The following is a 9,372-nucleotide window of genomic DNA, read 5'->3' on the forward strand; positions in this document are numbered from 1 at the left end:
AACCCCACAGAATGTTTAAGAAATACCAACCTATACCAAAAGATGTTTACGAAAATGTAGTTCCTGCCTTCTGCTCTACCTTTAACACTAGCATTAATGAAATAAAAGCAAAAAGTAGGACGCAACATCTTGTTGAAAAAAGAATGTTACTCATGTATCTATTGAGAAGAAAAAGATGCACCGTAGAATCTATAGCGTTTACACTAGACTTACATCATTCTACAGTACTATACCATTTACTTGTTTATGAAGACAAACTGAAACATGATAGAAAATTCAGAGAATTCGCTGAGGAATCAATTAATAATTTAAAAAACATCCAACATGATATATATGACAGAAAAGGTTGAAGCACATACACAGGCTATCAACGTTGTGAATGATTATAAAAAATTTAATCAAAATACAATTGAAAGAGTGAGACAATATGATCCAAAATTAAAAGCTTGGATATTCACCAAGGAAGCTATTGACACAAATGCATTCCAATTTAAAAAGATTCATATAATACCTAAAAAAAAGAAAAAAAATATATCTCAAAAACTAAGATCAATAGATCATTTAGCGCCTTGTAAAAGCAAGACTGCAAAAGTAAAAACCTTGATCAATGACATAAATTTCAATAATCCGGAATTGTTGTATAACAATTTAAAAGAACATCAGGAAATTATTATCAATGCCGAAGGAGAGAATATAATAGTTAATAAAAACACTTACTGTCTTATCTATTATAAAATGTACAAATCCGGAAAGTCAGTTCGTGAAATAGCTGCCGAATGCAATAAGGACTTCCATTATGTACACAGAGACCTTAAATATTACAATGAAAAATGGAATCTTGGGTTGGAATTTCAAAAGCTCCCACCGAAACCAAGAAATGAAACCAGAAATCTTCTACTAAAATATTTAAAAAAAGGTATTACAAGCCCTAAAAAGTTAGAACGGTTGACAGGAATAAAGTACAGGGCTATTATGGCTCAAAAAGCCACAATGAAAAAACTTGGACTCATTAAATATTAAAATTATGAGAAAATATAATGTACCAAATGAAAAGGAACAGGATGAAAAGAACCTAAAGAAGATTGAAGATGAAATTAATATTTTGAAAAATGCGCAAACTGACTTATCAAGGAGAATATCTGAACACACCAAGCATAAAGAGATAATTCTAAAGAAAATATTTGATAAGAACCCTGATAAAATTGATGTTGCTGATCATGCTATTGTAAGACATATCGAACGCGTTCACAAAATAGATATTCAGGCGCTGAAAAAAGAAATTATCACCCCAGAACTTAAAGAAAATGCTCTAAGACTTGGTGGTTCAGGGAAATATATTTTTGATGGAATTTCTTACATCCTAAAAGATTATAAAGTTGTAACAATTATAAATAAAAAATAGAATAAAAAGACATTATGAAAATAGAACTAAAAAAAATAGTAAACAATGAGTACTTAAATAGTTCAGAGTTATTCAAATTAAGCCAATTGGGATTGATTTTAAAAATAACAAACCATCAATATGTGATAACTAAAAAAGGGTTGTTAATGCTAAACAAATAAATCATGAGTAAAACAAAATACATAAAGGTTCCGGTAGAAAAAAGGATGAATGAAAAATCAGATGTTTTCTTCACCGTTGAATCAGATGGGATAAAATCGACTCGATTGTTTAACGGAATGAAAAAAGAATTCTACGGACGAACTAAACCTGAATATTATTTGATAGAAGTCCCAGACAGAGAGGATGAGCTGAGGGAGATGCTGGAAAGAGTAAGCAATCAATTCATTGCCTTAGACCGTGAAGATGATGACTTAATGGATGAAATAAAAGAACTACTAAACCACTAGCCATGCACACAGAGAAATTAAGAATATTCAATAAGTACGCGAAAGAACAGGGATATGAAGACTGGAAGTTCTTAGATGAAACTAACACTCATTTTGATGAATTTATGATTCATGTCTTCAACGCTTGCGATTTAGTCCAGGAACAACAGCAGAAGAGAATAGCGGATAAAGCACGAACTGTTGACCTTCAAGACGGAGAAACTGATGTTATTTTTAAAGACTCAATACTTAACCCCGAAAACAAAATACAATGACCCCACTAGAAGAATTAACAGCCGATATACGGGAGAAGCTGCCGAGGCTGATTGAAACACAAAGGCTTTATTATTTGAATGGGTTTGAGGATGTAACTGTAAAGAAAGACCCAATGCTTAACGATGTTTTGGAGTGGTATGACAAACACGCCAATATATTGAGAAATAGAAGCTTTGATAAACATAAAGCTTGGATTGAATGGGATTTATCAAAACCCTACCTAAAAGACCAATCCCCAGAGCTGATAAAGTACCTGCACAGATTGATTAAGCCACTAAAAACAAACCAATGAAACAGCTTGAATTAGAATTACAGAAAAAACTTCTTATTGTGGAGTTTGAAGATACAGAACATTTAGAAAGTGTTATTTCTTGCAATAATATAGGAATTAGATTTATGTCCGACAATGAGGACCCAGCAAAAATAATCTGCAAAGGTTCTGAATTTACGGAGGAAGTAGCGAAGGAAAGAATACACCAATCTATACACACTGGATTATTTGCCTACTATGTTGAGGGTATTCCCGTAAATGTATACTGCTACAAAACCGCTTTAGAATCCTTCATCTCAGCAATCGAAGCTAAAGGATATTACTGGGGAAAACACAATGTAAAAAGCCCAATTATAGAAAATTACGGCTATCACGATAATATAAACATATTAGATACACCACCGGAATGGGATGAGCAATGTTATTTTGAAGATTTGGATTTATGGCAAGACGCCGAATCGCGGACCTTCCACTTAGACAAAACATTAATCTTTGAAATACCTTAAACAATGACAAAAGAAATAATAATAAAAATTTTAATAGCTGTTTTAACATTTACAGTCGTAATGTTTATTTTCTATTTAGCCTATTCGTTTTACTGGCTTGACACTAATCCTGCTAATTGGGATCGTGGGGCGCGGGGTGGATTAATTATATTTGGAGGTAGTATTGCTATATCTTCATCAATAGGTATTTTCATGGGTCTTGAATCAAACAAAAGAAAGTAACAATGACAAAAGAAGAGCAATTGAAAATATACGCGGCTTATCTGCCGTATGATCTAAAAGTATGTACTTCATATAATTTGGGTACATCATGGAATAAGCCCAAAAAATTGTTAGGAGCTGATATAGATCGATTTAGGACAAATGTAAAGTATAAACCTATTCTCTACGACCTATCCCATCTAACCAAAGAGATAGAGCATGAGGGGAAGAAAATTATACCGATTGTCGAACTATATAAAAAAGCTAACAGTAAGGCGAATTATGGAGCTTTAACATCAGGAGTAGAAAGAACAGACAAAGGACAAAGTTATAATTTTCATGTATTCGAAGATGGGAAACATGTATTCAAGTTCTCTACTTATACTAATGGATATGGAACATTTTTTCTTGATAACCTAATGATAATTAACGCATATAGTTTATATCAAGAATTATTGAAATTACACTTCAACTTTTTCAATATTCCGCCGGATCAGTTCATTAACAAAGCAACTTTAAAACAATGAAAAAATATGACAACAAATGATGAATTATGGAGCATTGAATGGAGCGACATTGAAAATGCTGAGATAGACTATGAAAACTATCTTGACGACATTGAAAATTTCTTTAAAGAGACTTTTGACTAAGATCAAGAAGATGACACTGAATCAGATTTAGAAAATAAAAACAAAACAAAATAAATTATTTTAACAATGGAATTAAAAGGAAGTATTTCAAAAATTTTAGTTGATGTTAATCTTAATTATTGTAAAAATATTTCTTCTCCAAACGAATACTGGATTGACTTAAAAAATTTTGAAAAGAGATATCTATTAAGCAACTATGGAAATATAGTAAGTAAGTGCAGAGTTGTAAAAAACAATGGAGGCTATTATTTTAAGTCACCAAAATTTATTAAAGCAGTTTTTGATAAAGGTTATCTTAAAATAAATTTAAAAAATGACAAAGGTTGTAGAAGCATGTTTTTACTTCATCGATTAATAGCAGAAAACTTTATTGGCGAGGTAAATAATAAAGTCATTAACCATATTGATGGCAATAAAAACAACAATCAAATTACTAACCTTGAGATTGTAAGCCAAAGGGAAAATGTTAGTCATTTTTACTCATATATTAAAAATACTAACATTGGTGTTTACAAAAAAAGAAACAAATGGGTTTCTAATATTAGTATAAATAATAAGACCATATATTTAGGCACTTTCACAACAGCTGAAGAAGCAAAAAGAGCAAGAATAAATTATGAAAAAGATAATAATATTAACAATAAATATTTAATTAATGGAAATTTTAAAGATTACAGGCAAAATCCATAAGATTATGGATGTCGAAACTTTCAGCAGCGGCTTTCAAAAGCAATCTCTTATATTAGAGCATGGTACGCAGTATCCTCAGTACTCTAATTTTGAGTTTGTGAAGGATAAAATAGACCTTCTTACAGGCTTCAATCCAGACGAACAAGTTGATGTTTACTTCAATTTAAATGGCCGCGAATGGACCTCTCCACAAGGCGAAACTAAGTATTTCAATTCGATCAATGCATGGAAAATTGTTCATGCTGAATCTGAAAACCAACAACAAGTACCAACATCTAATAAAGTCCCCAATGCAACTCCACAAGAGGCTTTCTCAACAAACGAAAATCCTTTTGCTAATGAAGATGACTCAGATGATTTACCATTCTAAAATCGTAATTTTATTTCATTGCCCGTCAAAAGCGGGCTTTTATATTTAAAATCTCACGCCTTTTTCTTTTAACAAATATATTTCTCGGTGTAAAATATTCTCTGTTAAATCTTCACCTTTATAAAGACTCCAAACATATTCCAGATATTCAAATATGTCTTCATCAATTAAAGCTGCAAGAAATACATAAAGCTCCTTCCTTTGCAGGTCTTCAAAATATTCTTTATCAAAGGTCATTACATTATTTGATTCTATTTCCCATTTGGTTCTAAAGTAGCCATCAAACTCAATTTTTCTTTCCACGGCTTCAGAATGGATCACCCCCATTGACGTTTCATAGAAATCATTAATATCTTCCGGAGCATCCATTGCAAGATTTTCAAGTATTTCAAAAATATTATTACTGTCCATTAGAATAAAGTATTAGGCATTTTTTCAGGCTCTAGGTTTGAAGCCATTAATTGAGGATCATAATTTGGGAAGGTAAATTCCTCAATCGGTTCATCATTGAGGAAACGAGAAGCCATCCTGGCATCTAAACAGATCGGCATTCTCAATTTTGAATTATGAACTATTGACATAAGTTCATTTGCTACAGTAGTTACAATTCCTACTCCAATTTCTTTATTCTCCCAAACATCATAAAATCCAGCTAAATACAAATGATCAGCCCCTTTCCAGAATACTTCATGTTTAACTTTTATAGGTGTTTTTCTGCCAGGATTGGAAACATGCATGAAATCATAGAATCCAGTTATAGGGATTACACACCTATTATGCTGGAAGGATTTATAGAATGTATGTGTTTTTTCTGCTGTTAAATTCAAGCCTTTAGCAGGTTTATCTTTCGGAATCTCTGCATACAACCCCCATGTTCCGTGCGTGATCTTTAGGCCTTCATGCTCTAATACTATAGGCATTGCAGGTCTTGAAAAGGCTGAAACTAATTCAGATTTCGAATATCCGGATTCATAATTTTCAGCATTGAGTTCTTCTGCTACTTTATCCAAGTTCACTTTTTTATTGTCAAAGGAATAGCACATAGATTATTTTTATTTGAAAAGATACAAATAATGTGCAATATACTTTTATGCTTTCAATATTATTGATTCATAAAAACTTGATGTGTATCTTGGAGATAGGTGTTTTTGGTCCATTTTCCAAGTGGTTTGGACGTCCATCGAAGCCAGCTTTACCTTTTGTTTTCCAAGTCTGTTGTTCATAAGATCCATTGCCTTCATGATTGGAGCGTGTTTTTTGTGATAATCCACATCGAACATACTTGTCATGCGTTCAGTTTCCGGAACAAATGTACCAGTAATCACGCCCGCCTTTCTGTATTTTGGTCCATCAATAAAAATCTTATCTAATGCCTTTTTAGCAAACTTTGATATTTCAATACTTGAATTGCTTGGATTTGGAAGGGTTACAGTAAATGAATTTACGTACTGTATCTGATCCTGTCTAAATCTATCTGTCATGATAAAAACCGTAACATGTCTACAGCATGAATTTTGTTCCCGCAACTTCCGAGCACATTCCGAAGCAAAAGTGGAAACACGTTCGTGAATATAGTCGTATTCTGCATGTCCTTTATCAAATGTTCTTGTTGTGGCAATATTCTTTTTAGGCTCAGGAATGCTCATTTCATATTGCGCATCTCCAAGAAGTTCCTTTTTCATCCGGATACCGAGAATCCCCATTTCTTTGCGAAGAAAATCATCTGGAAACTGAGTAAAATCCCAAGCAGTATGAGCACCATAAGCTCTGAATTTATCATTGCACCGCCTTCCAATTCCCCATATATCTTCAATAGGAAACCATTTTAAAGCTGCTTCAATTTTTTTGAAGGAATCTATCATGTATACCGATCCTGTTTTATCCGGAAATTTTTTCGCGATTTTATTGGCTACTTTAGCAAGCGTTTTTGAAGGTGCGATACCTATGCTTGTTGGAAGGTCCAAACCCTTTAGAACGTCCCTTTTTAAATCAACCATTCTTTCATATTGATTATTGTACCCATCTAGGAAGAGGAATGACTCGTCAATCGAATAAACTTCCACATCATTGCAATAACGATTTATAACCTCAACAACACGATTGCTTATATCTCCATATAAAACAAAGTTAGCGGAGCACACAACCAGATTATGAGTTTTTTCAAAATGTTTAAGTTTGAAATATGGCTCTCCCATTTTAATGCCTAATGCTTTCGCCTCGTTACTTCGAGCAATTGCACAACCATCATTATTAGACAATACTATTAGTGGTCGTTTTCTCCAGTCTGGTCTAAATATTCTTTCACAGGAGGCATAAAAATTATTTCCATCTATCAATGCTATCATAGCTTTCTCCAAGGTCTAAATGTCCATGTTATAACACCCCAAATTGTAAATTCTGATTCTTCAGTAATATAAAAGTCGGCATATTCTGGGTTCTCTGATTTCAACTTTACACTCAGTAGTTGATTATTTTCATTATACCTGGGCTTAAACCTTTTGATGAAATATTGCTCATCTAAAAATACCGCAATTAAATCATTAGGCCTTGGCTCTAATCCTTTCTGAATTAAACACCAATCATTATCCCTAATCCCTATGTCTTTCAGAGAGTTTCCCGATATTCGTCCAGGAAATGTAAATGGCCTGTCTTTAATCAAAAGTTTAACAAAATCTAAATTTGGATCTGGGAAGTCCAATGCGGCACTTGGATAAGATTGATATCCACCCGCCTTTAATGCCTCTGGAAATGTCTGTAATAACAAAGATTCTTCCCCTATGTTATTAAATACTTCTAAGTTAATGATACTTTCCATATCACAAAATTATAAACTTTTAGATCTTAATCGTTACATTTAGTTGTTAAATTATTCAGGAGCAAATCAAAACCCTTTATGCGACAGAACTTGACGCAATAAAAAGTTATCCACAAAAATGCTTATATTTGATAAAACGTTTAATATGGGAACTTTAATTTTTACCCTTTCATTGTTGGCAAGTATTTCAACATTTGCACAAAATAAGACGATTACAGTTGATTACTATAACATGGGAGAAATCCAAATGATGGCAGAACAAGGGAGAATCATAAATCAACAAGAGAGTAAGAGAATAGCATACGAAAATTTCATGTCGTTACTTGATAGGATATACATCATTAAGGACTATGCAAAAAATTTAAAAGACAAAAATTTACAATCTAAATTAAATGTAGATGTAGAAAAATTGCTAAATGAAAATAGAAGCCTTCAAGATGCTGCTATTAAATCTAATTATAACAGAAAGTTGAAAAGATTGGAAATGAACATTAGTAAACTAGAAAAACAAATTTACAACTGATTACTATATTGACCTTTATTTAATTTTCTTTGTTTGTTTTTCATAATCTACCATGTAATTTATCTTATCTATCTTATTGCTACGCTTTATATAGATCGTGCCATTTTTAGTATCAAATAAATACGGAGTATGACCTTCAACACCAAAATAAAACTTACCTCTTGCATTTGATTGCTTACCGAGAATAAATCCAATAAAAAATATAAAGATGAATGCTATTGCTATTAATATTTTTTTTAACATGATTTAGCTTTCAATAAATATAAATAAAATATTATACACCTCAAAACACTTTAAATAATTTAAATTTTGTGTTATTAAAATTTACCTTTCATTAGAAAACAGGCAAAATCCTTGATCAATGTCTTTTTAGAATTTTCTATAACTGCATAGTGTCTTAATTCTGGTCTGAAGCCTCTGAAAAACTCTTCAATGCTGGGAAGATTACCTCCTTCAAAGTCAAAAATATAATGTTCTATATTCTCTTTTATGACGTGATCAATAAGTGTGGATGCACCAGCCATTTTAATATATTTTTTATCATTAAAAGTTCCTAAAAGCGCAATCGTATCATAATCTGAGTAAATAGCTATCATATTCGTGATCTCTTGATGATAGTAAAAAGCTAAGAATTTTAAATGTTTTGATAAATAGAATGTTTCCAGAGTTCTAAGCAAAGTGGCTGTATCATTTTCTTTATCCAGCCCTATCACATTGCTTTTAATAAAAGCCTCCGCTTCCTGATAGCTTAGTTCTTTAAGCTCTGAATTTTCCATCACTTCACCATCCAGCCTGAGTTTTCTTTTTCTTTTGGGTGAATATTTAGCAAACACTTTAGCATACTCATCAGGATACAAAAGAAAGTTCTTTTTTGTTTTTAAGTTTGAATCAAAGCTATTGGTTTCATTAAAATGATAAGCTCTTACCAAGTAGTTCTTTTGGAGAAAATATAGAAATTTTTCATTGAGCTTCTTATCATCTTTATCTGAAAAGATACCAAGCTGCTGGCAAATCAGCGGATTATGCACAATTTTAATTCCCTTTTTAAGAATAAAAGGAACTGGCATTACAGCCTCATAATTATTATAGACCAAAAGGTCCCATTGCTGACCGATCGTTACATCTAAAAAGCTTTTTGATGCTGAATACTTTCTCTGTTCTGATTTTTCAAGGCAGGCAGTGTATTTTTTAAAATTAATCTCGTTGTATTTCAGTCTTCTAATCATAATAATCCTTAATC

18 protein-coding genes are annotated in these 9,372 nt (G+C 32.1%); 12 read left to right on the top strand and 6 right to left on the bottom strand.

The genetic code is table 11. The features are described 5' to 3' along the window. The first annotated feature begins 11 nt into the window (after nucleotides 1–11). The 11 genes from ACMGDK_RS11230 to ACMGDK_RS11280 all read left to right on the top strand — a co-directional run bounded on the left by ACMGDK_RS11230 (nucleotide 12) and on the right by ACMGDK_RS11280 (nucleotide 4,794). Complete coding sequence (locus tag ACMGDK_RS11230; protein ID WP_436808033.1) at nucleotides 12–350, top strand: helix-turn-helix domain-containing protein; 339 nt, start codon at nucleotides 12–14, stop codon at nucleotides 348–350. Next, nucleotides 334–1,020 (top strand): hypothetical protein, encoded by a 687-nt coding sequence (locus ACMGDK_RS11235; RefSeq protein ID WP_436808034.1) that lies wholly within the window; start codon nucleotides 334–336, stop codon nucleotides 1,018–1,020. The genes ACMGDK_RS11230 and ACMGDK_RS11235 overlap by 17 nt, the downstream gene beginning before the upstream one ends. Nucleotides 1,021–1,024: 4 nt before the next feature. Next, the gene (locus ACMGDK_RS11240; protein WP_436808035.1) at nucleotides 1,025–1,402 is read left to right on the top strand and encodes a hypothetical protein; all 378 of its coding nucleotides are present in this window, start codon (nucleotides 1,025–1,027) and stop codon (nucleotides 1,400–1,402) included. 164 nt (nucleotides 1,403–1,566) lie between these two features. Then, the gene (locus ACMGDK_RS11245) at nucleotides 1,567–1,851 is read left to right on the top strand and encodes a hypothetical protein (protein ID WP_436808036.1); all 285 of its coding nucleotides are present in this window, start codon (nucleotides 1,567–1,569) and stop codon (nucleotides 1,849–1,851) included. 2 nt (nucleotides 1,852–1,853) lie between these two features. After that, a complete protein-coding gene (locus tag ACMGDK_RS11250; protein ID WP_436808037.1) occupies nucleotides 1,854–2,105 on the top strand; it encodes a hypothetical protein in 252 nt (83 codons plus the stop codon). After that, a complete protein-coding gene (locus tag ACMGDK_RS11255) occupies nucleotides 2,102–2,398 on the top strand; it encodes a hypothetical protein (protein WP_436808038.1) in 297 nt (98 codons plus the stop codon). The genes ACMGDK_RS11250 and ACMGDK_RS11255 overlap by 4 nt, the downstream gene beginning before the upstream one ends. Further along, nucleotides 2,395–2,883 carry a hypothetical protein gene (locus ACMGDK_RS11260; protein WP_436808039.1) on the top strand — a complete coding sequence of 163 codons (489 nt, stop codon included), beginning with the start codon at nucleotides 2,395–2,397 and terminating at the stop codon, nucleotides 2,881–2,883. Before ACMGDK_RS11255 ends, ACMGDK_RS11260 begins: the two co-directional genes overlap by 4 nt. 3 nt (nucleotides 2,884–2,886) lie before the next feature. Next, complete coding sequence (locus ACMGDK_RS11265; RefSeq protein ID WP_436808040.1) at nucleotides 2,887–3,105, top strand: hypothetical protein; 219 nt, start codon at nucleotides 2,887–2,889, stop codon at nucleotides 3,103–3,105. A 2-nt stretch (nucleotides 3,106–3,107) separates the two neighbouring features. Continuing rightward, entirely contained in the window at nucleotides 3,108–3,611 is a 504-nt protein-coding gene (locus tag ACMGDK_RS11270; RefSeq protein WP_436808041.1) for a hypothetical protein, read from the top strand. A 189-nt stretch (nucleotides 3,612–3,800) separates the two neighbouring features. Beyond that, nucleotides 3,801–4,424 carry an HNH endonuclease gene (locus tag ACMGDK_RS11275; RefSeq protein WP_436808042.1) on the top strand — a complete coding sequence of 208 codons (624 nt, stop codon included), beginning with the start codon at nucleotides 3,801–3,803 and terminating at the stop codon, nucleotides 4,422–4,424. Nucleotides 4,425–4,428: 4 nt separating this feature from the next. Then, nucleotides 4,429–4,794, top strand: a complete 366-nt coding sequence (locus ACMGDK_RS11280) for a DUF3127 domain-containing protein (protein ID WP_436808043.1) — start codon at nucleotides 4,429–4,431, stop codon at nucleotides 4,792–4,794. 45 nt (nucleotides 4,795–4,839) lie between these two features. Here the strand turns inward: ACMGDK_RS11280 and ACMGDK_RS11285 are convergent, their stop codons facing one another. The 4 genes from ACMGDK_RS11285 to ACMGDK_RS11300 all read right to left on the bottom strand — a co-directional run bounded on the left by ACMGDK_RS11285 (nucleotide 4,840) and on the right by ACMGDK_RS11300 (nucleotide 7,609). Next, a complete protein-coding gene (locus ACMGDK_RS11285; protein WP_436808044.1) occupies nucleotides 4,840–5,205 on the bottom strand; it encodes a hypothetical protein in 366 nt (121 codons plus the stop codon). After that, entirely contained in the window at nucleotides 5,205–5,804 is a 600-nt protein-coding gene (locus tag ACMGDK_RS11290; RefSeq protein ID WP_495849245.1) for an SOS response-associated peptidase family protein, read from the bottom strand. Before ACMGDK_RS11290 ends, ACMGDK_RS11285 begins: the two co-directional genes overlap by 1 nt. 78 nt (nucleotides 5,805–5,882) lie before the next feature. Continuing rightward, nucleotides 5,883–7,139, bottom strand: coding sequence for a Y-family DNA polymerase (locus ACMGDK_RS11295; RefSeq protein ID WP_436808046.1), 1,257 nt, complete (start codon nucleotides 7,137–7,139; stop codon nucleotides 5,883–5,885). Further along, nucleotides 7,136–7,609 (bottom strand): LexA family protein, encoded by a 474-nt coding sequence (locus ACMGDK_RS11300; protein WP_436808047.1) that lies wholly within the window; start codon nucleotides 7,607–7,609, stop codon nucleotides 7,136–7,138. Before ACMGDK_RS11300 ends, ACMGDK_RS11295 begins: the two co-directional genes overlap by 4 nt. 145 nt (nucleotides 7,610–7,754) lie before the next feature. On the opposite strand from ACMGDK_RS11300, the gene ACMGDK_RS11305 reads away from it, so the two are divergent. Continuing rightward, nucleotides 7,755–8,132, top strand: coding sequence for a hypothetical protein (locus ACMGDK_RS11305; RefSeq protein WP_436808048.1), 378 nt, complete (start codon nucleotides 7,755–7,757; stop codon nucleotides 8,130–8,132). Between the two features lie 15 nt (nucleotides 8,133–8,147). On the opposite strand, the gene ACMGDK_RS11310 is transcribed toward ACMGDK_RS11305, so the two are convergent. Further along, entirely contained in the window at nucleotides 8,148–8,375 is a 228-nt protein-coding gene (locus ACMGDK_RS11310; protein WP_436808049.1) for a hypothetical protein, read from the bottom strand. 74 nt (nucleotides 8,376–8,449) lie between these two features. Beyond that, the gene (locus tag ACMGDK_RS11315; protein ID WP_436808050.1) at nucleotides 8,450–9,358 is read right to left on the bottom strand and encodes a hypothetical protein; all 909 of its coding nucleotides are present in this window, start codon (nucleotides 9,356–9,358) and stop codon (nucleotides 8,450–8,452) included. Between the last annotated feature and the right edge of the window lie 14 nt (nucleotides 9,359–9,372).

This window comes from Chryseobacterium hilariae, assembly GCF_051400735.1.
GTDB lineage: Bacteria > Bacteroidota > Bacteroidia > Flavobacteriales > Weeksellaceae > Chryseobacterium.

Coding starts and splice junctions, on each gene's coding strand:
- ACMGDK_RS11230 (WP_436808033.1), top strand. CDS start 12: ATGTTTAAGAAATACCAACCTATACCAAAAGATGTTTACGAAAATGTA.
- ACMGDK_RS11235 (WP_436808034.1), top strand. CDS start 334: ATGACAGAAAAGGTTGAAGCACATACACAGGCTATCAACGTTGTGAAT.
- ACMGDK_RS11240 (WP_436808035.1), top strand. CDS start 1,025: ATGAGAAAATATAATGTACCAAATGAAAAGGAACAGGATGAAAAGAAC.
- ACMGDK_RS11245 (WP_436808036.1), top strand. CDS start 1,567: ATGAGTAAAACAAAATACATAAAGGTTCCGGTAGAAAAAAGGATGAAT.
- ACMGDK_RS11250 (WP_436808037.1), top strand. CDS start 1,854: ATGCACACAGAGAAATTAAGAATATTCAATAAGTACGCGAAAGAACAG.
- ACMGDK_RS11255 (WP_436808038.1), top strand. CDS start 2,102: ATGACCCCACTAGAAGAATTAACAGCCGATATACGGGAGAAGCTGCCG.
- ACMGDK_RS11260 (WP_436808039.1), top strand. CDS start 2,395: ATGAAACAGCTTGAATTAGAATTACAGAAAAAACTTCTTATTGTGGAG.
- ACMGDK_RS11265 (WP_436808040.1), top strand. CDS start 2,887: ATGACAAAAGAAATAATAATAAAAATTTTAATAGCTGTTTTAACATTT.
- ACMGDK_RS11270 (WP_436808041.1), top strand. CDS start 3,108: ATGACAAAAGAAGAGCAATTGAAAATATACGCGGCTTATCTGCCGTAT.
- ACMGDK_RS11275 (WP_436808042.1), top strand. CDS start 3,801: ATGGAATTAAAAGGAAGTATTTCAAAAATTTTAGTTGATGTTAATCTT.
- ACMGDK_RS11280 (WP_436808043.1), top strand. CDS start 4,429: ATGGATGTCGAAACTTTCAGCAGCGGCTTTCAAAAGCAATCTCTTATA.
- ACMGDK_RS11285 (WP_436808044.1), bottom strand. CDS start 5,205: ATGGACAGTAATAATATTTTTGAAATACTTGAAAATCTTGCAATGGAT.
- ACMGDK_RS11295 (WP_436808046.1), bottom strand. CDS start 7,139: ATGATAGCATTGATAGATGGAAATAATTTTTATGCCTCCTGTGAAAGA.
- ACMGDK_RS11300 (WP_436808047.1), bottom strand. CDS start 7,609: ATGGAAAGTATCATTAACTTAGAAGTATTTAATAACATAGGGGAAGAA.
- ACMGDK_RS11305 (WP_436808048.1), top strand. CDS start 7,755: ATGGGAACTTTAATTTTTACCCTTTCATTGTTGGCAAGTATTTCAACA.
- ACMGDK_RS11310 (WP_436808049.1), bottom strand. CDS start 8,375: ATGTTAAAAAAAATATTAATAGCAATAGCATTCATCTTTATATTTTTT.
- ACMGDK_RS11315 (WP_436808050.1), bottom strand. CDS start 9,358: ATGATTAGAAGACTGAAATACAACGAGATTAATTTTAAAAAATACACT.